Raw genomic sequence first — 23744 nt, forward strand, 5'->3', positions numbered from 1 at the left:
GCTCCTAGGCGTCAGCGACGCCAGCCGCGCCGGCGGCGATCATCGCCTCCACGGCCTCTGGGCCATAGCCAAGCTCCGTCAGGATGGCGCGGGTGTGCTGACCCAGGCCAGGCGCTGGGGGTCTGCGGCTGAGATCGACGCCCGGAAACTGGGCCGGGGCGGCGGGTGAATCGCCAAGCCCGCCCTGGCCATTCTCCACCTGAACCAAAGCGCCAGAGGCCCGGACCTGGGGGTCGACGGCCACTTCGGCCGGGGTCTGGACTGGTGCCCAGACCAGGTCAGCGGCGTCCAGCCGGGCCGTGATCTCCGCCCAGGCCAGGGCACCGAAAGCCAGATCGAATTCCGCCGTCAGGGCCGCACTGTTGTCCTTGCGCAGCCGCCCAGAGGAAAAGCGCGGGTCTTCCAGCAGGTCTGGCCGACCCGCCGCTGTGGCCATGGCCACCCAGTCCACCGAACCCCCCCGGGGATTGGTAACGAACCATCGGCCCTCGGCGCTCTGGAAGAAGTTGGCCATAGGGTTGAGCGGCTCGCGCCGGGAGCGGTTGGAGGACAGGCGGCCAAACCGCAGCTGAACAGCCAGATCCGACCCTACGGTATAGGTCCCGGTGGCCAGCAGAGACGTCTGCACCATCCGGCCGACCCCAGTCTGTTCCCGCTCATACAGGGCCGCCAGGATGGCCGAGGTGGTGGCGAGCGAGGTGATGTGGTCGCCAAACCCTGTGCGCAGCAGGAAGGGATCTTCCCCCTTGGGCGTGGTCATCCGTGCAACCCCGGCCCTGGACCAGAAGGCGGTGACATCAAAGCCGGGCTTATGGGCGTCTGGGCCTTCCAGGCCATAGCCGGTGACCAGGGCGTAAATCAGGCGGGGATTGGCCGGACGCAGGCTGGCCTCATCCAGGCCAGCGCGCTTGAGGGAGGCGGGTCGCACATTGGTGATGAACACATCGGCGCTGGCCGCCAGCTTGGCCACGGCGTCCCGGCCTTCGGGTTTGGTGATGTCCAGGACCACCGAGCGCTTGCCTCGGTTGTCCATCTCGAAGGTTGGATTGGCGCTCAGGGCCGACTTGGCGTCGGCGAACACATGGCGCATGTCGTCGCCGCCCGGCCGCTCGATCTTGATGACCTCAGCGCCCCAATCCCCCAGAACCCCGGCAGCCCCGGGGGCTGCGATATAGGTGGCAAACTCCACCACCTTCAAACCCTTGAGTATCATGAGCCCCTGGTACTCCCCCGACGGCGTCGCCTTGATCGGCATCGCCGTTGTTTTGCCCATACTGACGCCCTGGGCTCAGAGGGGAAAGACGTTGTCGGATGTGACGTTGCGTCAGGCGGTCCGGTAGGCCGCGGTTCGCCGGGCGGCGGCTGTGGCGTCGGCGACCGCCCGGGCCACGGCGGTGACACTGACCGGTTTACGCAGCACCGTATCGGCGCCGGCCCGGGTGCACTCCAGGGCTTCGCCGGCATCTCCACCGATCACGGCAATGATCGGCAGCTCACCGGCGGGTCCATCCAGGGCCCGGATGGCGGCGGTCGCTTCTGGCCCGTCCAGTCCAGGCATGCGGCCGTCAATCATCGCCAGGTCGAACTCACAGACCCGGGCCAGGTCCACCGCCCGGCGGCCATCCTGGGCGTGAACCACCTGATGACCCAACTGCTCCAGAACTGCGCGCATCATGGCGGCGTTCAGGCCGTCATCCTCGGCCATCAGGATCCTGAGGGCGCGCCCTTCTGTGGGAATCTCCCCCGGCTGTTCGGTGACGGCCTCTTCGGTCATCACGGCATGGGGATCGAAGGGCAGGATGAGGCTGAAGCAACTGCCCACCCCTGGCGCGCTGGTGGCGTTCAACTCGCCGTTCATCAGCCGGGCCAGCTGGCGCGACAGGGTCAGGCCAAGCCCGGCACCGGGGATGCCGGCGCTGGTGCGCGGCACCCGGTGGAACGCCTCGAAAGCTTCGTCCAATTCGATGGCCGACAGACCTGGGCCGGTGTCGGCGATTTCGATGCAGATTCGGCCCTGAGGCGTCAGCCCTAGCCTGGCCTCCACCCGACCGCGCACCGTGAACTTGATGGCGTTACCCATGAGATTGGCCAGGATCTGGCGCAGTCTGGAGGGGTCCCCCAGGGCAGCCCCCCTGTCGGCTTCCAGTTCGGGCGCCACATGGATGTGCAGTTCCAGCCCCTTGGCGGCGGCCTGCGGTCGATGCAGCAACAGAACATCGCGGGCAAGCCCAGGCGCGTCCACCGGGCGGATGTCCACAGCCAGTCGGCCGGCCTCGGCGGTCTCGGCGTCCAGGGTGGTGTTCAACACGGCGATCAGGTCGCTGACGGCGTCCAGGGCGGCTGACAGCTGGTCCCGGGACGGAGCCGCGCGGCCGTTGCGTCCGGCAGCGGCGGCCAGGACGTGGGAAACGCCTGTCAGGCCATTGCGAATTTCGTGGCTCAGGGTGGCCACCAGGTCCGATTTTGACTGCGCCAGCCGACTGGCCTCGTCGGCCTTGCCCGCCCGGTCCGCAATCAGCACTTCGCGCTCGATGGCCATGGCGAACTGACGGCGAAGCACCCGGTTGAGCATCAGGGCCAGGGCGAAGGCGAGTGCCACGCCGCCCCAGGCCAGGGTTGCAGCCCCCTGGCTGTTGGGACTTGCGAACAAGGCGATCAGGGGGCCTGAGGCGGCGGTTGTGCCGACCACCAGCAGGCTGGGGAGCCAGGGTGCCGTAAAGAAAATGCAGATCACCGCCGCGGCCGTGGCCAACATCAGCAGCACCTCGCGCATCGGGCCTGCCCCGTCGGCAAAGGCGGCCGCCTGGCCAATGCAGCCTGCCCAGACCAGCCCGGTCAGGATGTGTACGCGCCCCCTGGCCCGCAGGTCTGCGGCCGAAGGGCTCTTCAGCCAATTCACCGCCGCATAGGTCGCCCCGCAGGCCATGGCAAACAGGGCAAAGCTGGCCGTCATCCAGGCGGCGTTATCGGCATAGGAGCCGGCCCAGACGAACACCGGCATGCTCAGGAGAAAGGCCATCAGGGCGTAGGGCAGCAAGGCCGCCTGTGCATCGAGGGCCTGTTGCGCCAGGGAGGCGCCGCCGCGTGGGGCAAACCGGGCAGAATCGTTGGATGACACGGTTAGGTCCTTTGCGGTGACGCCCGCGAAGGTAGTGGCTCAGGGTTCGCGTGAGGTTACGCAACAGCGTTAATCCACAGCGTGAATCGGCAATGGCGGAGGCAACGCTCCGTTAAGCCTAATGGACCATTGTGATGACATGGGGCGGGAGTCCCAGCGAAGGGGAGGGGCACATGACCACGACGCGGGCAGCGCTCACCGGCGATGACATACGCACCCTCGTCAAAGGGGCGACTCCGGACGAGCGCGCTCTGGTGGCGCACAAGCTCTGCCGCCGCATCGACACCGAGCCCCTGACCCCCGAAGAGCAGGTCCTGGCACAGGATATCCTGCGGGTCATGGCGGCCGATGCCGCCGAGTTGGTCCGCCGCGCCCTGGCGGTCACCCTGAAGAGTTCCCCCCTCATCCCCCACGACGTGGCCATGAAGCTGGCCCGGGATGTGGAGAGCGTCTGCCAGCCGATTCTCAGCTTCTCCCCCGTGTTCACCGATGAGGAGCTGGTGGAGATTGTCCGCTTGGGCGGGCCCGTCCGGCAGGTGGCCATCGCCAAGCGTCCGCGACTGTCCCGCCGTCTGACCGATGTGATCGTGGAGACTGGCGTCGAGCGCGCCGTCGAGGTGGCCTGCTCCAACGACAATGCTGATTTTGCAGAGTCGACCCTGTCCAATGTCCTGGCCCGTTTCGAGCGGTCAGAGCGTGTGCTGGCGGCGGTGGCCTATCGCCAGACCTTGCCCCTGTCGGTGACTGAGAAACTCATCGACCTGGTGGGCGATCAGGTGCGCGATCACCTGCTGACCCATCATCCGGTCTCGCCGGAACTGGCCCTACAGATCGCCACCGGTGCGAAGGAGCGCGCCACCCTCGACCTGGTGGATCAGGCCGGCCGCGCCGCTGACCTCAAGGCTTTTGTCGCGCATCTTCACCGCAATGAGCGCCTGACCGCATCACTCCTCCTGCGGGCTCTGGCCCACGGACATATGGCGTTCTTTGAGTGGGGTCTGGCAGAACTTGCGGGTGTCCCGCACCATCGAACCTGGTTGATGATCCATGATGCGGGTCCCCTCGGCCTGAAGGCGATCTATGAGCGCGCAGGCCTGCCAGCGCGCCTGCTACCGGCCTTCCGCGCGGGGGTGGACACTTTCCACGCCATGGAATTCGAAGGCGGGGCCCGAGACCGGGACAAGTTCCAGAAGAAGATGCTCGAGCGGTTTCTGACCCAGCCCCATGTGGGCGCGCGGGAGGATTCCGACTATCTGCTCGAGCGGATGGACAAGCTCGCCGAGCCTCCGACCCAGGCCTTGCAGAGCGCCTGACGCAGCTTTCCCTTGGCGAATGGGTTGGGTGAGCCCAGATAGCGGGCCATGACCCAAGACCTTTTGGACGGCCCCGTCCGCCCGGCCTCGACCCTGCTGCTGCTCCGAGATGACCCGGCCTTCGAAGTGCTGATGGTCGAACGCCACCACGCCATCGACTTTGCCGGGGGGGCGTTGGTGTTTCCGGGCGGCAAGACCCACGCTGGTGATCATCATGAGTCCTGGGGCGAGCACGCCCTGGGCTGGGGTGCCCATGGCATTGTCCAGGCGGGGTTGCGCATCGCGGCGATCCGGGAGCTGTTCGAGGAGGCGGGGCTGCTGCTGGCGCGCCGCGCAGACGGTCGCCCCCTGGAGATTGAGCCTGCGCCCCTGGCGCTTCGTCAGTCGGTAGACCGGGGGGAAACGCCCTTCATTGATGTGGTGCGCGCGGCGGGTGTCCAGTTGGACCTGTCAGCCCTGACCGTGTTCGCTCGATGGATCACGCCGCCGGTGACCCCAAAGCGCTTCGACACTTGGTTCTACCTGGCCCATGCCCCGGCAGATCAGCTGGCGGTGTGTGATGGGCGCGAGACGGTGGATGCCTGCTGGTACGCGCCCGAGGCGGCCCTTGGCGCGGCTGAACGCGGTGAGCGGAAGGTGGTGTTTCCCACCCGAATGAACCTCGGCAGGTTGGCGCGCTCAACCAGCGCTGCAACAGCCATTGCCGAGGCCGAAACACGACCGGTGGTCACTGTTCAGCCCGAGATCCATGACGGCCCTGACGGCAGGCGACTCGTGCTGCCTGAGGCCGCCGGATACGGGGCGGTCAGCGAGCCATTCCTGCCAGGGATGTAGGGCCTAGACGAGGCCGGAGGCCGAGACCCGTCGCTCAAGTTCCTCGACCAGGATCTTGCCGACCGGGTGGCTGTCGGTCTTGATGCCGTCGCGGACCGCAGCCTTGATGCCGTCGATGTGTGCATCGATCAGGACCATGGGCGCTTCCATGCGCTTGTCCTTGTCGTCGATCAGCTTGCACAAGGAGCCGGCCATGCGGGTGATCAGCGGGAACTCATAGGTCGTGCCCAATCCCTTCAGGTCATGGACCCGAAGATAGAGAGTCTCCAGAGTCTCGGGCGTGGCACCCTCTGTCCTGACCACCTGACGGGCGGCTTCCAGTTTGGTGACTTCGTCCTGCAGCCAAGCGGCGAAGTTCCCTGAGAGGCTTTTAATCGCAGCTTCAGCCTTGGCGATCGCGCTGGCGTCGACGGCACCAAAACGCCCTCCGACCTTCATGCGAAGCGTATTGGGAACCTGGATCACTTGACCCGTACTCTGCTGACTCACTGCCATCTCCTCTTGGGATGAGTGCAACCGATTCTAGTCAGGACACCTTAACAACGCATGAGGCGGAGTCTCAGGCTGAAAACTGTTCTGCCAGGACCCGCTCTTCCAGGCTGCGGCCGGCGTCGAACAGCATGACTAGGCTGATGTCGCGGTTCTCAGCGACGTGCACTTCCAGAACATCGCGGACCTCGAAATTGTCAGCGACGGCGCTCACCGGCCGTTTATCGGCTTCCATGACCTCGAAACTGACCCGGGCGGCATGGGAAAGCAGTGCGCCGCGCCAGCGCCGGGGCCTGAACGCGCTGATCGGCGTCAGGGCCATGACCTTGGCGTCCAGGGGAATGATCGGTCCGTGCGCTGAGAGATTATAGGCCGTCGAACCGGCGGGCGTCGCCACCAGGGCCCCGTCGCAGGACAGTTCCCCAAGGCGCACCTTACCGTCCACCGAGATCCGCAGCTTGGCGGTCTGGCGGGTCTGGCGCAGCAGCGACACTTCATTGATCGCCAGCGCCCGATGCTGCCGGCGGCGGGAATCCACGGCCACCATGCTCAAGGGGTGGATTAGGGCGCGTTCAGCGGCGTTGATCCGGTCAAGCAGGTCATCGGGGCTGTATTCGTTCATCAGGAAACCCACCGAGCCCCGGTTCATCCCATAGATCGGCTTAGGTGCGCCCATGTTCCCATGCAGGGTCTCCAGCATGAAGCCATCCCCCCCCAGGGCGACGATGACCTGGGCCTGATCCTGCGGCACCTGGCCGTAGCGGGCAGTCAGGATCTGGAGGGCGTCCTGCGCCTCTGGCCGGTCGCTGGCGGCGAAAGCAATGCGGGTCACGAAGGGCTCAGCTCTGAACATGGGCGGTCAAAAGCCGACAGGGCGTCCCGGTTGTCAAACGCCGATCGCACAAGGCTCGCCGTCGGGCGTTCAGGTGCCCCGTGGCGCCAAGGCACTGCGGAAGGCCCGGGCCGCCAGATCCGGCGCGAAGGGGCCAAAGGCGGCCATGGCCCGTCGGTCGCCTTCGGCTCCGCCACCGGGCTTGCCGCCATTGAGATTGCGCACGAGCTCGAGGATGGTGGGAAAGGCGCTGCGATCGAAGTTTACCGCAGCGCAGGCCAGGGCCAGGTGCTCTGGCTGTTCACTGTCCATGGCCTTGCGGACCATGGCTTCAGGGAAATCACCCAGGGTGGCCAGGGCGCCCACAAATAGTGACAGTCTGCCCTCCTGGAGCGCGCGGAGCAGATAGCCCGGCCGCAACTGCCCAGCCCCCACCAGCTTGGCGATGAGCCTTTGCTCCATCTCCTCGCGTTCGCCGTCCTGCTGCCAGACGATGGCGTCGGCAAAGCGGCCGGTGCCTTTGTGGCCGGCATGGGCCTCGGCCACAGCGGCGCCGAGGGTTGAGTCCAGGGCTTCGGTGTCCAGTCGGAAGCGGCTGGCGATGGCCTGCCGCAGGGCCTGGCCGACCCAGACATAGAGTTGCAGCGCCAGGTCCTCGGTGAGTTCCGGGCGGCGCACCAGTGGCGATCGCAAAGCCGCCACCCTTCGGGCGGCCGTAACCAGCTCCCCCACATGCTCAGCGCTGAGGTGGGTCTGCACATTGCCGGCCAGGGCCGTCATGACGGCGGGCTCGCCTTGCTTCAGAATTTCCGAGACCACCGGACTTGTCAGGCCAGGCCGGCGGGCCACTTCGATCTGATGCTCCACCGTAGCTTCGATAAGAAGCCGGATCAGTTCATGGTCATCGAGCAGCGGGCTGGAGGCGATGATCGGGCGGGCGATCTCGATGTCGTCCAGGGCCAGGACATTGATCAGTGCAATCGGCGCCCAGTCGACAGGGGCCAGCTTTTCGGCCAAGCGACGCCGGATGTCCCGCTCGGCCTCAACCACCAGGCTCATGAAAATGGAGTTCAGCAGGTCCTGCACCGCCGGGGCGGACATGATTTCCACGCTGTCGGCGGCACCGCAAAGGTCAGCTACGGCCAGAAGCAGTCGCTCTCGATCGCCAGGTGTCCGACTCCTGGCGAGACTGAGGATCTCTTCTGTTCGCGCAACCACGCTCAAGGCGATCTCCAGAATCGACGCTTACTGCAGGCTAGACTGACCCTGGCACATGAAAACATGCTTAAACGCCGTTGACCCACATTGTCGCAGGTGTCGCCTCGGGGCGTCAGGAGGAGATTGAGATGTCAGCCCCCCTAATCCTCGCCCTGGACCAGGGTACGACGAGCACCCGGGCCATTCTGTTTGATCTGGCGGGTAAGGCCCTGGGCGAGGCGGCCGAACCCCTGGCGCAACACTATCCCGCCGATGGCTGGGTCGAACACGACGCGACAGAGATATTCCAGGCCGCGCTTAAGGTCATGAGGCGGGCCGTGGCCGCGGCCGGTCATAGCCTTGAGGATGTGGCCACCATCGGGATCACCAACCAGCGCGAGACCATTGTCCTCTGGGACCGGACGACGGGGGAGCCGGTTCACAGGGCGGTGGTCTGGCAGGATCGCCGCACCGCTGCGGTTTGTGAGGGCCTCCGCGCTCAGGGGGCAGAAGACCGCGTCACCGACATCACGGGCCTCCTGATCGATCCCTACTTCAGTGGCACAAAGCTGGCTTGGCTGCTGGACCACGTCCCCGACGCAAGACGGCGTGCAGAGGCCGGCGAGCTTCTGGCCGGCACCATAGACACCTGGCTCATCTGGAAGCTGACCGGCGGTGCGTCCCATGTGACCGACGCCACCAATGCCTCGCGCACCCTGCTCTTTGACATCCATGCCCAGACCTGGTCGGCGCCCATGCTGGAGCTGTTCCAGGTCCCCCGCGCGGTCCTGCCGGAGGTTCGCGATTGTGCGGGGCTGTTTGGCCAAACAGTTCCAGAGTTGCTGGGGCGATCCATCCCGATCTGCGGCGTGGCCGGTGACCAGCAGGCCGCGCTGATGGGGCAGGGCTGTATCGCGCCTGGCCAGATGAAGGCCACCTACGGCACAGGCTGCTTCTTGCTGGTCAATACGGGGGCCGCTGCCCCGCGGTCGCGGGCCAGGCTGCTGACGACGGTGGCCGCCCGGATCAATGGTCAGACCACCTATGCCTTGGAAGGTGCGATCTTCATTGCCGGTGCCGCCATTGGCTGGCTGGTGGAGGGGCTGGGCGTCGAGGGGCCAGCCCAGGCCGAGGCCCTGGCCCGGCAGGCCCGGCCGGGGAACGGCGTGGTCCTGGTGCCGGCCTTTACAGGCTTAGGTGCCCCCTGGTGGGACGCCGAGGCGCGCGGTGCGCTGATGGGCCTGACCCGGGATGCCGGCCTCGCCGAGATCGCCCTGGCCGCCTATGACGCCTGCGCCTACCAGACCGCCGACCTGATCGAGGCCATGATGTCCGACGCGCCGGAGGCCTTTGGCGCAGGATCTGAGTTGCGTATCGACGGGGGCATGTCCCGCAGCCCCTGGTTTGCCCAGCGGCTGGCCGACCTCACCGGACAAAGAGTGGCCCGCGCCAGCTACGAGGAGACCACCGCCCTGGGCGCGGCCCTGTTTGCCGGCGTGGGCGCAGGCCTCTATGCCGATGTGGCCGCCGCCGCCGCCGCGCGTCCCACGACTGAAGCCGCCGACCCGACGCTGGTACCGGCAGAGCGGCAAGTTGGACAAAGTCGCTGGCGGGACGCGGTACGCCGGGTCCTGAGCCACGCCTGAAGGCCGCAGCCCTTGACGATCGTCGACGCTGGGGAGAGTTTATCCCCGAAAAACAAGAACCAAGGGAGGCCGCCATGGCCGATGGATCAGCAGGCGTTATCACATCGCTTCAGGGCAAGGTCAGCGCCGAGGAGTGGCAGGCTCGGGTTGAGCTGGCCGCCCTCTACCGTCTGGTCGCCCTGCATGGCTGGGATGACCTGATCTACACCCACATTTCGGCGCGGATTCCCGGCCCGGAACACCACTTTCTGATCAATCCCTACGGAATGCTGTTCGAGGAGATCACCGCCTCGTCTCTGGTCAAGATCGACCTGTCGGGCAACATCCTCCAGGACACCCCTTACTTCATCAATCCGGCGGGCTTCACCATCCACTCGGCCATCCATGAGGCCCGGGAGGACGCCAAGTTCGTGATGCACCTGCATTCGGATCAGGGGGTTGCGGTCGCCGCCCAGAAAGAGGGCCTGCTGCCCCTGTCGCAGCATGCCCTGATCGTTCTGCCGCGGCTGGCCTATCATGACTATGAGGGGATTGCCCTGAACCTGGACGAGCGTGAGCGTCTGGTGGCTGACATCGGCGACAAGACCCTGATGCTGCTGCGTAATCACGGCACCCTGTCGGTGGGGGATTCCGCTGCCGACTGCTGGATTGGCATGTTCTACCTCGAGCGCGCCTGCAAGCAGCAGGTGATGGCCCTGTCGGCTGGTCGGGAGAATGTGCTGTTCGCCCCCGAAGCCGCCCAGGCCGAGGTGAAGTCCCAGGTGGCCCGCGGTATTGGCGGTAAGCTCGCCTGGCCGGGCTGCCTGCGGCGCCTGGATCGTGAGTCGCCGGGTTACGACGGCTGAGGTCCAGGACAGGCGCTGGTGTGAGCGCCAGCGCCCCAGTCCGCCAATTTCATGGGCGACGGGGTGCATCTTTTGCGGCACCGCGCCCGAATATCCAACCAGAGGGCCATACGTTTCCGCTGCGCAACGTATGGCCATCGTTGCGTCATGAGACTCGGCCTATCCCTTACGGCTGAGATTCTGTGCCCATGTTCCTCCTTTTCACGCTCCCCCCGCCGGAGCGACGGAGCCCGCTTTGCTGAGACGCCATTTTTTCCTCGTCAGCGCGCTCGTCGTGCTGGGTCTCATGGTCATTGTCGGGGGCGTGATCATGGGCTTTGGTGGCAGTGAAGCCAAAGGCGGGGGGCCTGGTGGTCCAGGGGGGCGCGGTGGCCCAGGCGGTCCAGGGGGTGGCGGCGTTCCCGTGGCGGCGACCCTTGTTCAAACCTGGACGTTCAATGACGCGGTGGAGCTCATCGGGGTCGCCAAGGGCCGGCAGTCGGTCACCCTGACGGCAGCGGCCACGCAGCTTGTGGACCGTGTCCGGTTCACCGATGGCCAGTATGTGGCCCAGGGCGCGATCCTTGTGGAACTCAAGGACGCCGAACAGAACGCTGGCGTCGAGCAGGCGCGGGCGCGACTGGCCCAGGCCGAACGGACCCTGGAGCGCTGGCGCACCCTGGCTGATCAGGGGTTCGCCTCCAAGGCCGCTGTAGATCAGCACGAGGCGGCATTTCTTACGGCCCAGGCCGATGTGTCTGCGGCTGAGGCCCGCCGCGGGGATCGGCTGATCCGCGCCCCGTTTGCGGGCGTGGTGGGCCTGACCGACATTGCCCCTGGTGCCCTGGTCAATCCTGGCTCGGCGATCGTCACCCTGGATGACCTGTCCTCGGTCCGTGTCGATTTCCAGGTGCCGGAACGCTACCTGTCTGGATTGTCAGCGGGCCAGACCCTCAGCGCTCGGACCGACGTCTATCCCGACCGCGTGATCATGGGCCGGATCGACACCCTCGACACGCGCGTAGATGAGGCCACCCGCGCCATCACTGCCCGGGCGATCTTCCCCAATCCGGACCGGCAGCTGAAGCCGGGTATGATGGTTCGCGTCACCTTGTCCCGCGGCAACCGTCAGGGCCTGGCGGTCCCGGAGGCGGCGATTTCGGTGCTAGGGTCGTCCTCCTCTGTGTTCGTGATCGCTCAGGAGGGCGGCGCAGCCCGGGCTGAACAGCGGCCTGTGGTGGTGGGGTCCCGTCAGGATGGTTTTGTTGAGGTCCGCGAGGGCCTCGCAGCCGGCGACCGGATCATCGCCAACGGCGTCAACAAGGTCACCGGTGGACAGCCAGTCAGGGTGGCTGAAACCCTCGACGCTGCCGATGTCGCCCGGGTCAAACCTGCGAGCGATCGGCCAGGCGCATGACCCTCTCAGACCTTTCCGTTCGCCGGCCCGTTTTCGCCGCCGTCGCCTCCATCATCCTCTGCGTGGTGGGGCTGGCCTCGTTCACCCAACTGACCGTCCGGGAGCTTCCGGCGGTTGATCCGCCGGTGATCTCGATCAGCACCGACTATCGGGGTGCCTCTTCTGAGGTGATCGAGGAGCGGATCACAGAGGTCATTGAGCGGCAGGTCGCCGGCATCGAGGGCGTCGATCGGATGACCTCAGGCTCCCGGGACGGCGCATCGCGGATCAATATTCAGTTCAAGCTCAGCCGCGACCTGGATGCAGCCGCCAATGATGTGCGCGACGCGGTGTCACGGGTCTCGGCGAACTTGCCCCTGCAGGCCGACCCGCCACAGATCCGCAAGGCCGATGCTGATGCTCAGCCGATCATTTTCCTGGCCCTGTCGTCGACCACCCTCAACCGCCTGCAACTGACCGACTATGCCAATCGCTATCTGGTGGAGCGGATCTCCACCGTGCCGGGGGTGGCCCAGGTCGGGGTCAGTGGGGCGCAGAACTATGCCATGCGCATCTGGCTCGATCCCCAGGCCATGGCGGCCCGGGGCATCACAGTCAACGATGTCGAGACTGCCCTCAACGCGCAGAATCTGGAACTTCCGGCCGGCTCACTGGAGGCGGCGGCCAAGGATTTCACCATCCGCGTGGCGCGGGGCTACAGCACGCCCGAGGAGTTTGCGGATCTGCCCGTGCGCACCAGCGGCCAGGGCGGGTACGTCACCCGGCTCGGCGATATCGCCCGGGTTTCCGAGGAGGCCGACGAGCGCCGGCGGCTGTTCCGTTCCAATGGCCGCGACCAGGTTGGCATTCCTGTCACCCGCCAGTCTCAGGCCAATGACCTCGAGATTTCCGACGGCATCCGCGCCATCCTGCCAGAGCTGAACCGCGGGCTGCCCGAGGGCACCCAGCTGGATGTGGCCGTGGACTTCACCATCTTCACCCGGCATGCCCTGGAGGAGGTCTGGTACACCATGGCCATCTGCCTGGCCGTGGTCGGGCTGGTGAACTTCATCTTCCTGGGCACCTGGCGGGCAGCGATCATTCCCACAGTGGTCGCCCCTATCTGTATCCTTTCAAGCTTCATCATCCTGGCCCCCCTGGGGTTCTCCTTGAACCTGCTGACCCTGCTGGCCCTGGTGCTGGCCATCGGTCTGGTGGTGGATGACGCCATTGTGGTGGTGGAAAATATTCAGAGGCGGATCGACGAGGGCGAGCCTGCGCCTGTGGCGGCCCAACGGGGAACGCGGCAGGTGTTCTTCGCCGTGGTGGCCACCACCATCGTGCTGATCTCGGTCTTTGCGCCGCTGATGTTCCTGCCGGGCTATATCGGCCGGCTGTTTGTGGAACTGGCAGTGGCCATCGCCGCAGCCGTGGCCTTCTCGTCTCTCCTGGCACTGAGCCTCTCGCCCATGCTGGCCTCCCTGCTGCTGCGTCCGGCCCGGGGCCAGGGGTGGATGGCGCGGACGGTGGACAATGCCATGGTCCGGCTGCGCAACTCCTACCACGCGTCCCTGGAGTTCTTGCTCGGGCGCCGCTTTGTGGGCTGGTTCACCGGCGGCCTGGTGGTGGTTCTAGCCTTCGCAGCCTTTGGATTGTTCCAATACCTGCCCAGCGAGCTGGTGCCGGAGGAGGATCGAGGTCGGGTCGATATCAATATCTCCGGACCTGAAGGCGCGGGTTACGACTACACATTTGAGGCGGCCCAGAAGATCGAAGCCCGGCTCATGGAGCTCTACGAAGAGGGCACGGTGTCCCGTTACCTGATCTCGATGCCGCGGTTTGGCAGCAGCCAGTTCAATACCGGCAGCGCCAATGTGAACGTGGCCGAGGGGCCTGACGCCATGGATTCCAACGCCCTGGCGGCCCAGCTCAACAGGGAGTTCTCCGGAATAACAGCGGTCAGGGCCACGGCCTTCGTTCGCCCGGCGCTGCGCGGTACGGAAGGCAACAGCGTTGATCTGGTGGCCATCGGGGCTGACTACGACCAGATCGCGGCCTGGCTGCGGCCGATCCAGGCCGCAGCGGAAAACAATCCGGGGCTAACCCGTGTGCGCGTCGACTATGAGCCGACCTCGCCGCGCCTGCTGGTGACCATCAACCGGGAGCAAGCGGCGGCGTTGGGGGTTTCAACCCAGGCCGTGGGGCGGGCCCTTGAGACCATGTTCGGATCTCGGCGGGTGACGACCTATATCCGTGAGGGGCGAGAGTACGATGTCATCCTTCAGACCGACCGCGAGCAACGGGAAAGTCAGGAAGACCTGAACAACCTCTATGTGCGTTCGGAGTCTGGTGCTGTGATCCCCCTGGCTTCGGTGGTGACGACCGAGGTGCGAGGCGATACGCCGGATCGGGAGCGGACAGATCGCTCCCGCTCGGTCGACCTCACCGCCCAGCTCAATCCGGGTTATACGATTGGCGAGGCCATAGCCTTCTTCGAGGCCGAGGTGGCCAAGCAGCCTGGCGGGGTCAGCGTCCTGTGGGGCGGCGGGGCGCGAGACTATCTGGAGGCCGGAGATGCCGTCGGCCTGGCGTTTGCCATGGCTCTTCTGCTGGTGTTCCTGGTTCTGGCGGCTCAGTTTGAAAGCTGGATCCATCCTGGGGTGATCATGCTCACCGTGCCGGTGGCGGCCGTCGGCGGGCTGTTTGGGCTATTGGTCGCGGACTCGACCATCAATACCTACAGTCAGATCGGATTGATCATCCTGGTGGGTATCGCCGCCAAGAACGGCATTCTGATCGTCGAGTTCGCCAATCAGCTTCGTGATCAGGGTCTATCGATCCGCGAGGCGGTGATCGAAGCCTCGACCTTGCGGCTGCGGCCGATCATCATGACCTCGATCTCTGCGGCGGCGGGGTCTGTGCCTCTGATCGTCTGGGGCGGGGCCGGAGGGGAGGCCAGGCAGACCATCGGCGTGGTCATCTTCTTCGGGGCGATCTTCGCCACCTTGCTGACCCTGTTCATCGTGCCGATTTTCTACAACCTGCTGGCCAGGTTCACGAAGTCACCAGACCACATGGCCCGTCGGATCGACGCCTTTGAGGAAGCTGAGCAGGCGCGGGTCGCCAACGCCGCCGAATAGGCGCTCGCCCCGCGCGGCAAAAGAAAGGCCTTCCTCCAGCTGGAGGAAGGCCCTTTCGCCTGAGTGTTGCGGGCTTCTCGCCGGGGCGGCTTGGCGATCAGAGGGTCGCTTCGCCGTCTGTTTGCGCCGCCGGTTCCCCAGCCGGCGTGGCCTCGGCCCCGGGCGCGCCTGAAAATCCGGACTCCACCTTGAGATAGGCGATCAGGTCCACGCGCTTCTGCGGGTCCGATAGCCCCGCAAAGGTCATCCGGTTGCCGGGCAGGTAGGTCTTGGGATTGGCGAGCCAGGCGTCCAGGCGCTCGGCGTTCCACATGAAACCCGCGGTCTTCAAGGCGTCAGAGTATCGATAGCCCTCAACAGCCCCCGCAGCCCGGCCAAACATGCCATGCAGGTTGGGACCGGTCAGGTTTGGCCCACCCTCGGCCACCGTGTGGCAGGACCGGCAAAGGCCAAACTGTCGGCGTCCATTCTCCAGGTCGCCGGTGTTGTACGGGGCGGGCAGGGAGGCCAGCAGGGCCTGGATCTCAGCCTCAGTGCGTTCTGGAACCGGAGCCTTGGCCGCTGGGGCTGGCGCTGAAGACTCGCCACCGCCGCCCGGCCCGCAGGCCGCAAGTCCAAGCAGGCAGGTGGCCGCCAGGGCCGTCTTGGTCCGGTTAAACATGTGGCTACGCAGGTCCCATTGAAAAGCTGCGGCAAGCTAGCCCAGTGGGCGCGCCATGCAATGGCGCCCGGGCCTCACCCGAACAAAAAAGGGCCGCCGATCCGTCCGATCAGACCCCGTTGCATAGATGGGACGGGACCTTGGGCCGCGCGGACTCTTCTTCCCGCATGGTAGTCTGTTCCATGATCAGATTTCCCAACCTCATCGTCTTGGCTTTGCTCCTGGTCGCAACACCAGCGTCAGCGACCGAACCCCTGACCAAGGCGGAAGCCAGTGCGGTTGTCGAGATGCTCCGAACGCGCCCTGAGCCCGCCTTGGAGTCTGCAATGGGCATGAGCTCTGAGCAGCTGGTCGCCGCACTCATGCTCCATGCCCGCCAGGAGAGCGGCCAGATCCTCCGGCCCGCCAGCCTCAACATGCTGTGGACCCTGACACCGGTGGCCCGTGACCTGGAGGCTGAGTGGACCACGGCCCGGGCCAGCGGGCAGGTCAAAGACTGGCTTGCCGGCCTGTCCCCCGCCGATCCCCGATATCAAAGTCTGGCCCTGGCCCGGCGTGACTATGCAGCCAGGGTCGAGGCGGGCGGCTGGCCGGTGCTGTCGACTGGAGCGGTTCTTCGTCCGGGCGATCAGTCCGCCGCCATCATCGCCCTGCGCCACCGGCTCGCCCTCGAGGGATTTCTGGCCACTCCGACCCAGACGCCGGAACTCTATGACGAGGATCTGGCCCAGGCTGTCTTGCGGTATCAGGGCTTGCGCGGCCTTGAGGCCGACGCCCTTGTGGGGCCGGCCACCCTGGCGGCCCTGAATGTCAGCGCCGCAGGTCGGCTGGCGCAGATCGAGGCCAATCTGGAGCGGTGGCGCTGGCTGCCCCGTCCTCTGCCGGCCACCCGCATCGAGGCTGACGCCGGGGCGGCGCGGGCAACCCTTTTTGTCAACGGCGCGCCGGTTCTGGACATGCGCATCATTGTCGGCGCGCCGGCCACCAAGACGCCCATGTTCGCCTCAGAGATCGAGACGGTGGTGCTCAATCCACCCTGGAATGTGCCGAGCTCCATCGCCAATGCCGAGATTCTGCCCCGGGCGGCGCGGGATAGCGGCTATCTCGCCCGCAACAACTTCACCTATCAGGAGGGGCGGTTGCAACAGCGGCCGGGGCCGACCAACGCCCTGGGGCAGGTGAAGTTCGACATGCCCAGCCCGTTCGGCATCTATCTGCATGATACGCCGGCACGCGCAGCCTTCGAGCGGCACCCCCGCACCCTCAGCCACGGCTGTGTCCGACTCGAGCGGCCCCGGGAATTGGCCGCCCTGCTGCTTGCCAGCCAGGGCTGGACCCAGGAGACCGTGGACGGGGTGATCGCCCAGGGCCTGACCCGCCGGGTGGACCTGACTGCACCGGTTCCCGTGCTGATCATCTACACGACCGCCTTTGTCGACGTGGCCGGCCTGCATCTATTGGCCGATCCCTATGGCTGGGACGCCCAGCTTGTGGCCGCCTTGAACAGCCGGGCTGTGGCCCAGCTGGACCGCGACATGGCGTCGCCGGAGAGCGAATGCGCCTCCAACCTCGGCTAAGTGCTGCTAGCCTCAGGGTATAGGAGACCAGATGTCGCTAAACCGACGCGCCCTGATCGGTGCCGCCCTGGCCTTGCCGCTGGCGTCCCCAGCCCTGGCCTCGAGCCTTACGCCACGCCGCCTCTCGGTGCTGAACCTGCACACCGGCGAGCGGCTGGCCACCACCTACTGGGAGGCCGGATCCTATGTGCCGGAGGCCCTTTCGGGGCTGGCCCGGGTGCTGCGCGATCATCGCACCGGCGAGACCCATGCCATGGCGCCGCAGCTGCTTGATCTTGTGGCGCGTCTGCAGTCTGACCTTGGAGCCAGCCAGCCGGTGCAGGTGATCTCCGGGTACCGCTCGCCGCGAACCAATGAGGCCCTGCGCCGGTCCGGTGGCGGCGGCGTGGCCAAACGCAGCCTGCACATGGACGGCCTGGCCATGGACATCCGCCTGCCAGGGATTGACCTCGCCAGGTTGCGCGACGCGGCCTGGGCGCAACAGGGCGGCGGCGTGGGCTATTATCCCGGCTCTGACTTCGTCCATGTGGACGTGGGTGCCGTCCGGCGCTGGAACGGCTGAGATCAACCTCGGCGCGGTTGCCGCCCGGCGGCCTTCCGCGATATGCCCCGTCCCGACAAGATATCCGGGAAAGGGACGCGACGATGACCACCGAAGAACTCATGGGTCAGGAGTTTGGGACCCTTTCGGCGCTGATCGCGGCTCAGGGCCGTGACCGCCCCGGCCATCCCGCCCTGGTGGATGGCGAACGCAGCCTGGATTACGCGGGGCTCAACACCCTGATGGACCGCATCGCTGTGGCCCTGCAGCGCGATGGGGTCGGCGCCCACGAGGCCGCCGCCATCTGCGCCACCACCTCACTGGAATATGCCGCGGTCTTCATGGGGGCCCTCAGGGCCGGTGCTGCGGCGGCGCCGCTGGCCCCGTCCTCGACGGCCGAAAGCCTGGTGATGATGCTCAACGACTGCGGGGCCAAGGTCTTCTTCCTGGACGAGGGCGTCGCCGCCCTGCTGGCACCGGTGGCCGATCAGATCACGGCCAGGCGGGTGGCCCTGGACGGATCTTCGGCCGGGGTGGCCTTCCAGGATTGGCTGGCACCGGAGGCCGCCAAGCCGCAGGCGGTCGAGGTTGGCCCCAATGACCCGTTCAACATCATCTATTCGTCGGGCACCACGGGCACGCCTAAGGGGATCGTTCAGCCCCACGCCATGCGCTGGGGTCAGGTGCGCCGGGGGATCTATTCGGTCGATGCCGTGACCATGATCTCCACGCCGCTCTATTCCAACACCACTCTGGTGAGTTTCCTGCCGACCTTGGGCAATGGCGGAACCGCTGTTCTGATGCCCAAGTTCGACGCCGAGAAGTTCCTCAAGCTGTCGGCCAGGCACCGGGCCACCCACGCCATGCTGGTGCCAGTCCAGTACCGCCGGATCATGGAGCGGGGGGATTTCGACACCTATGATCTGTCGAGCTTCGTGCTGAAGTTCTCCACCTCAGCGCCGTTCTCGCCGGAGGTGAAGGCCGATGTGCTGAAGCGCTGGCCCGGCGGCCTGATCGAGTTCTACGGCATGACCGAGGGCGGCGGCTCCTGCATGCTCGTGGCCCACGAGTATCCCGACAAACTGCACACCGTCGGCCAGCCGATGAACGGCCACGACATCCGGCTGATCGATGAGGACGGCAAGGAGGTCCCCCAGGGCCAGGTGGGCGAGGTGGTCGGCCGCTCCGGGGCCATGATGGTCGGCTACCATAACCAGCCGGGCAAAACCCGGGACGCCGAATGGTACAGCCCTGAGGGCCTGCGTTTCATCCGCACCGGCGATGTGGGGCGCTTTGATGAAGACGGCTTCCTGACGCTCATGGACCGCAAGAAGGACATGATCATTTCCGGCGGCTTCAACATTTATCCCAGCGACATGGAGCTGGAGCTGGCCAAGCACGAGGACGTGCTGGAGTCCGCCGTGGTCGGCGTGCCGTCCGACCGCTGGGGGGAAACACCGGTGGCCTACGTGACCCTGCGTCCGGGCAGGACGGCGACGCCGGAGGGCATCAAGACCTGGCTCAATGCCCGGGTGGGCAAGACCCAGCGCCTGGCTGATGTGGTGCTGATCGACCATCTGCCCCGCAGCCACATCGGCAAGGTCCTGAAGAAGGACCTGCGCGACAGCTATCAGGGGCCCGCGCTCTCCGCGTGAGCGCAGGTCGCCTGAGTGGGATCAGTCCCGGAGCTTGCGGGGCTTGCCGCCCTTGGGACCCTTGGGGGCTGCGGGGTCCCAGGGCTTCTTTGGACCCTTGGGGCCGGAGAAGCCGGCCCCTGGGGGGCCAGACCGCGGGCCCTTGAACGGCGGCCCCTCGGTGCGGGGACGATCCCGGGGCGGACCGCGGTCGGGCCGGGCATCGCCTGAGCCTTCCGGGCGAGGCCCAAAGTCGCGGCGCGGCGGGCGCGTGTCGCCGCCTTCAGGACGCCCTCGGGGCGGGCCGGGCCTGCGGGGCGGGGCTGCCCCAGGTGGTTCGCTGGCCTCGACCGGGATTTCCATGTTCGGACCGGCAGCCTTGATCGCCTCGCGGAAACGACCCTCGGCCTCCTTGGAGATCTCGAACTTGGTTTCCCGGTCAAAGATGCGGATCTGGCCGATGTCCTTCTTGGTCACGTGACCCAGGCGGCAGATCATCGGCAGGATCCACTTGGGATCGGCGTTCTTGCTGCGCCCGATGGGCATGCGGAACCAGATCCCGTCGCTGATCGCCTCGGGCCGCGGCCCCCGTTCAGGCCGGGCGGGCCTTGGCTCTGACGGCGAGCGGTCACGGACATCATCGAACAGCTCTTCCGGCGCGGGCATCCGGGCCCGGTGCAGGCGCACCAAGGCCGCAGCCACCGCCTCTGGACCCCGCTCAGACAGAATTTTCTGGGCCAGGGTCAGGTCTTCCCCGGTCAGGGGCTCGTTGAGCATCGGATCCGCCAGCAGACGTTCCTGATCGCGCAGGCGGATTTCCTCCCCCGATGGGGGGCCGACCCACTCGGCCTCGACCCCGGCCGAGGCCAGCAGCTGCTCGGCCTTGCGACGGCGGGTATAGGGCACCACCAGCACCGAGACGCCCTTGCGCCCGGCCCGGCCGGTTCGGCCGCTGCGGTGCAGGAGGCCGGCCTTGTTCACCGGCAGTTCGGCATGGATGACGAGGCCGAGGTCGGGCAGGTCCAGGCCCCGGGCGGCGACGTCGGTGGCCACACAGGCCCGGGCGTGGCCATCACGCAGGGCCTGCAGGGCGTCGGCCCGTTCCTTCTGGCTGAGTTCGCCCGACAGTTGCACGGCGGAGAAGCCCCGCTCACGCAGGGCGCCATAAAGGTGCCGCACCGCCTCGCGGGTGGCGCAGAAGATCAGGGCGCCGGGGGACTCGTAGTAGCGCAGCAGGTTGACGACGGCCTTCTCGACCTCGTTGGGGGCGACGCGGACCGCGCGATAGGCGATGTCCCCATGGGCCTCATCCCGCCGGGTGGTGTCGATCCGCGTGGCGTCCCGTTGATAGCGGCGGGCCAGGGTGACGATGTCCTTGGCGATGGTGGCCGAGAACAGCAGGGTCTGGCGCTCCACGGGGGTGGAATCCAGGATTTCCTCCAGGTCCTCCCGGAAGCCCAGGTCGAGCATTTCGTCGGCCTCATCCAGGACCGCGACCTTCAAGGACGAAAGGTCCAGATTGCCCCGTTCCAGGTGGTCCCGAAGACGGCCGGGCGTGCCCACCACGATGTGGCAGCCGGCGGCCAGGGCCCGCTGCTCGCGCCGGGCGTCCATGCCGCCGACACAGGTGACGACCCGGGCCTTGGCGTGGGCGTAGAGCCATTCCAGTTCCCGGCTGACCTGCAGGGCCAGTTCACGGGTCGGTGCGATGACCAGGGCGAGGGGGGCAGCGGCATATGCGAAGGTTTCGGCTTCACCCAGCAGGGTGCTGGCGGCGGCCAGGCCAAAGGCCACCGTCTTGCCAGAGCCGGTCTGGGCGGAGACCAGCAGGTCTTTGCCGTCGGGCGCGCCGAGAACGGCGGCCTGAACAGGAGTCGGGGTCGCATAGCCTTGCGCCTCGAGCGCCCGACTCAGGGCCGGGTGCGTGGCGGGAAATGACATCGGAATCCTCTTTCCGGTGGTGAGCCTGCGCCGGGCGGCGCGGGCGTCCTCTGTCTGATATCGCCTGGGGACGAAGAAATGGTGCCGGTTGCAGGACTCGAACCCGCGACCTTCGGTTTACAAAACCGCTGCTCTACCAGCTGAGCTAAACCGGCGAACCTAGCAATATCAAAGAGATCGCCGAGCGACCCCGCCCGTAGGCGTCCCCATTCAGATGGGCGACGCTACGAAAGACCAGACCACAAGACGTTTGTGCGGCGACCGATGCCACGTCGCCGCACCGGCGCCAAGGCCGAAACCCCAGCAAAGCTGCGTGGTTTGGTGCGGCCAATGACCCCGCCCGCCCTTGCGCTCAGCGGCAAGCGCTTGGCGCTGGGGCCGTTACTTGTATAATCAGACGGACAATTCAGAAGCGCCGCAAAGGCTGGAGGACGCGACCATGGTCTATATTTTGGGCGGCTGGCAGAGCGACTTTGCGGTCAATTGGGCGCGCCAGGGGGCTGATCTCGCCGACGCCTTCTCCGAGACGGTGGGGGCGGGTCTGGCGGCGGTGGACCTGGAGCCTAAGGATATTGAGGCGGGCCATGTGGGCAACTTCGTCGGCGATCTGTTTGCCGGACAGGGGCTGCTGGGTGGGTTCTTTGGCCTCGTACACCCCGACTTTGATGGACTGCCCACCGCCCGGCATGAGGCGGCCTGCGCCTCGGGCAGCGTCGCCATTCTGGCAGCCAGCGCGGAGATCGAAGCCGGACGCTATGATCTTGCCTGCGTCGTCGGCCTTGAGCAGATGCGCAATGTCTCCGGCCAGCAGGCGGCGCAGAACCTGGGAGCGGCTGCCTGGACCGGCCATGAGTTCCAGGACGCCACCTTCCTGTGGCCCAGGGCCTTTTCCGACCTCGCCGACGAATATGAGCGCCGCTATGGCCTCGATCCTGCCCACCTGATGCGGATCGCTGAGATCAATTTCAGCAACGCCAAGCGCAATCCCAACGCCCAGACCCGGCAATGGGCCTTTGGTCCAGAGAGCTTCACCCAGAATGACGAGGCCAATCCGGTGGTGGAGGGCCGCACCCGCAAGCAGGACTGCGGTCAGGTCACCGACGGTGCCGCCGTGGTCTTCCTGGCATCGGAGCGTAAGGCCGCCGAATACGCCGCCCGCCGGGGCGTCCCCCTGGAGAGCCTGGCGCAGATCAAGGGCTGGGGTCATCGTTCCGCGCCGATCTCCTACGAGGCCAAGGTTCGGGCGAGCGCCGATCAGCCCTACGTCTTCCCGCAGGTGCGCCGCGCTATTGAGGACGCCCGCCGGCGCGCTGGCGTGACCGCCCTGGATCAGATCGATGTGGTGGAGACCCACGACTGCTTCACCATCACCGAATACATGGCGCTGGATCACCTGGGCCTGACCGCGCCGGGCGAAGCCTGGAAGGCGGTGGAGTCCGGCATGATCGAGATCGGCGGCGCCTTGCCGGTCAATCCCTCCGGTGGGCTGATTGGCCTGGGCCATCCAGTGGGTGCCACCGGGGTCCGTATGGCGCTGGACGCCTGCAAGCAGGTGACGGGGCAGGCCGGCGACTATCAGGTCGAAGGCGCCCGGACCTGTCAGACCCTCAACATCGGCGGCTCCACCACCACTACGGTCAGCCTTGTGGTGGGGGTTTAGGCGCCCAAGGCCGCCTGAGCCCTTGTGACTGAGGCGGGCGTCCCGTAGCTTGCATAGAAAGACTGACCAGAGCCCTGAGCAACGGGGGCAGGGGGAAACATGCTTGATATCGTGACGCTGCTGGCTGTGAACGCCGGTGTGATCCTCATTCTCTTCATCCTGGCCTGGGCGGCCTGCTGGGCGATGCGTGATCCGACGCCGGTAGACAGCCTCTGGGCGCTGGGTATGGGGGTTGTGGCTGTTGCGACCTACTTCCAGACAGGGGGCGATACGGAACGTCGCCTGGTCCTGACCTTGATCTGCGCCGTTTGGGCCCTGCGCCTGGGGGGCTACCTGCTCTGGCGCTGGCGTGACCACGGCCCCGACCGCAGATATGTGCGGATGATGGAGAAGGCCAAGGCCGAGCGGGGCTGGAACTATGGCTACGCTTCGTTCCGGATGGTCTTCGCCCTGCAGATGCCGCTGCTCTGGCTGGTCTGCCTGCCCGTCCAGCTGGGCCAGGTGTCTGATGAACCGGCCAGCCTCGGGGTAATCGGCTATGTGGGGGCCGGGCTCGCCATCTTCGGCATCCTCTTTGAGACTATCGCCGACTGGCAGCTGGTGCGCTTCAAGAAAGACCCGGCCAATAACGGCCAGGTCCTGGACAAGGGCCTGTGGCGCTATACCCGCCATCCCAACTATTTTGGCGATGCCTGCGTGTGGTGGGGCCTGTGGCTGGTGGCGGCGGAAACCACGCCGGGTCTGTTCGCCATCGTCGGGCCGATCTACCTCGTCTACACCCTGACCCGCTGGAGCGGCATGCCCACGGTCGAGGGACGGATGCGCCGGCGCAAGCCTGCCTATGAAGATTATGTGCAGCGCACCTCGCCGTTCATTCCCTGGCCCCCGAAACCTGCGCGCCCGCTGGAAGAGGCCTGACCCAGCAGGCGGGACCGGTCTGC

General features: G+C 66.5%; 18 protein-coding genes and 1 tRNA gene. 11 read left to right on the top strand and 8 right to left on the bottom strand.

The genetic code is table 11. From position 1 onward, the window contains the following. Nucleotides 1–4: 4 nt before the first annotated feature. Both MH112_RS06865 and MH112_RS06870 read right to left on the bottom strand, forming a co-directional pair. Complete coding sequence (locus MH112_RS06865; RefSeq protein WP_296565654.1) at nt 5–1273, bottom strand: CoA transferase; 1269 nt, start codon at nt 1271–1273, stop codon at nt 5–7. 51 nt (nt 1274–1324) lie between these two features. Further along, on the bottom strand, nt 1325–3118 hold the full coding sequence (locus tag MH112_RS06870; RefSeq protein WP_296565656.1) for an ATP-binding protein: 1794 nt from the start codon (nt 3116–3118) through the stop codon (nt 1325–1327). Between the two features lie 173 nt (nt 3119–3291). On the opposite strand from MH112_RS06870, the gene MH112_RS06875 reads away from it, so the two are divergent. Together MH112_RS06875 and MH112_RS06880 are read left to right on the top strand one after the other, a co-directional pair. Continuing rightward, nucleotides 3292–4431, top strand: a complete 1140-nt coding sequence (locus MH112_RS06875) for a DUF2336 domain-containing protein (protein ID WP_296565659.1) — start codon at nt 3292–3294, stop codon at nt 4429–4431. Nucleotides 4432–4479: 48 nt separating this feature from the next. Further along, complete coding sequence (locus MH112_RS06880) at nt 4480–5265, top strand: NUDIX domain-containing protein (RefSeq protein ID WP_296565660.1); 786 nt, start codon at nt 4480–4482, stop codon at nt 5263–5265. 3 nt (nt 5266–5268) lie between these two features. On the opposite strand, the gene MH112_RS06885 is transcribed toward MH112_RS06880, so the two are convergent. The 3 genes from MH112_RS06885 to MH112_RS06895 form a co-directional block, all read right to left on the bottom strand. Next, nucleotides 5269–5754 carry an Hpt domain-containing protein gene (locus MH112_RS06885; protein ID WP_296565663.1) on the bottom strand — a complete coding sequence of 162 codons (486 nt, stop codon included), beginning with the start codon at nt 5752–5754 and terminating at the stop codon, nt 5269–5271. A 70-nt stretch (nt 5755–5824) separates the two neighbouring features. Further along, entirely contained in the window at nt 5825–6607 is a 783-nt protein-coding gene (locus tag MH112_RS06890) for an NAD kinase (protein ID WP_296565666.1), read from the bottom strand. 69 nt (nt 6608–6676) lie between these two features. Then, complete coding sequence (locus MH112_RS06895; protein WP_365786503.1) at nt 6677–7804, bottom strand: DUF2336 domain-containing protein; 1128 nt, start codon at nt 7802–7804, stop codon at nt 6677–6679. Nucleotides 7805–7932: 128 nt separating this feature from the next. Here MH112_RS06895 and glpK point away from each other — a divergent pair, with 128 nt between their 5' ends. From glpK to MH112_RS06915, 4 genes are all read left to right on the top strand, one after another. Further along, a complete protein-coding gene (gene glpK, locus MH112_RS06900) occupies nt 7933–9429 on the top strand; it encodes a glycerol kinase GlpK (protein WP_296565672.1) in 1497 nt (498 codons plus the stop codon). A 74-nt stretch (nt 9430–9503) separates the two neighbouring features. After that, nucleotides 9504–10274 carry a class II aldolase/adducin family protein gene (locus MH112_RS06905; protein WP_296565675.1) on the top strand — a complete coding sequence of 257 codons (771 nt, stop codon included), beginning with the start codon at nt 9504–9506 and terminating at the stop codon, nt 10272–10274. 235 nt (nt 10275–10509) lie between these two features. Next, nucleotides 10510–11670, top strand: coding sequence for an efflux RND transporter periplasmic adaptor subunit (locus MH112_RS06910; RefSeq protein ID WP_296565678.1), 1161 nt, complete (start codon nt 10510–10512; stop codon nt 11668–11670). Then, nucleotides 11667–14789 (top strand): efflux RND transporter permease subunit, encoded by a 3123-nt coding sequence (locus MH112_RS06915; protein WP_296565681.1) that lies wholly within the window; start codon nt 11667–11669, stop codon nt 14787–14789. The genes MH112_RS06910 and MH112_RS06915 overlap by 4 nt, the downstream gene beginning before the upstream one ends. 97 nt (nt 14790–14886) lie before the next feature. Here MH112_RS06915 and MH112_RS06920 read toward each other — a convergent pair whose 3' ends face one another. After that, entirely contained in the window at nt 14887–15450 is a 564-nt protein-coding gene (locus tag MH112_RS06920; protein ID WP_296565684.1) for a cytochrome c family protein, read from the bottom strand. 332 nt (nt 15451–15782) lie between these two features. Here MH112_RS06920 and MH112_RS06925 point away from each other — a divergent pair, with 332 nt between their 5' ends. From MH112_RS06925 to MH112_RS06935, 3 genes are all read left to right on the top strand, one after another. Continuing rightward, entirely contained in the window at nt 15783–17027 is a 1245-nt protein-coding gene (locus MH112_RS06925) for a L,D-transpeptidase family protein (RefSeq protein ID WP_296565686.1), read from the top strand. Between the two features lie 31 nt (nt 17028–17058). Beyond that, nucleotides 17059–17589, top strand: a complete 531-nt coding sequence (locus tag MH112_RS06930) for a YcbK family protein (protein ID WP_296565689.1) — start codon at nt 17059–17061, stop codon at nt 17587–17589. Between the two features lie 83 nt (nt 17590–17672). Then, entirely contained in the window at nt 17673–19223 is a 1551-nt protein-coding gene (locus tag MH112_RS06935) for a class I adenylate-forming enzyme family protein (RefSeq protein WP_296565691.1), read from the top strand. A gap of 21 nt (nt 19224–19244) precedes the next feature. On the opposite strand, the gene MH112_RS14960 is transcribed toward MH112_RS06935, so the two are convergent. Together MH112_RS14960 and MH112_RS06950 are read right to left on the bottom strand one after the other, a co-directional pair. Beyond that, a complete protein-coding gene (locus tag MH112_RS14960; protein ID WP_365786487.1) occupies nt 19245–21143 on the bottom strand; it encodes a DEAD/DEAH box helicase in 1899 nt (632 codons plus the stop codon). Nucleotides 21144–21222: 79 nt separating this feature from the next. Further along, nucleotides 21223–21298 (bottom strand) — tRNA-Thr (locus MH112_RS06950). 284 nt (nt 21299–21582) lie between these two features. On the opposite strand from MH112_RS06950, the gene MH112_RS06955 reads away from it, so the two are divergent. Both MH112_RS06955 and MH112_RS06960 read left to right on the top strand, forming a co-directional pair. Beyond that, on the top strand, nt 21583–22803 hold the full coding sequence (locus MH112_RS06955) for an acetyl-CoA acetyltransferase (protein ID WP_296565693.1): 1221 nt from the start codon (nt 21583–21585) through the stop codon (nt 22801–22803). Nucleotides 22804–22902: 99 nt separating this feature from the next. Beyond that, nucleotides 22903–23721 carry a DUF1295 domain-containing protein gene (locus MH112_RS06960; protein ID WP_296565695.1) on the top strand — a complete coding sequence of 273 codons (819 nt, stop codon included), beginning with the start codon at nt 22903–22905 and terminating at the stop codon, nt 23719–23721. Nucleotides 23722–23744 lie beyond the last annotated feature (23 nt).

It is taken from the genome of Phenylobacterium sp., from assembly GCF_022402485.1.
Classification (GTDB): domain Bacteria; phylum Pseudomonadota; class Alphaproteobacteria; order Caulobacterales; family Caulobacteraceae; genus Phenylobacterium.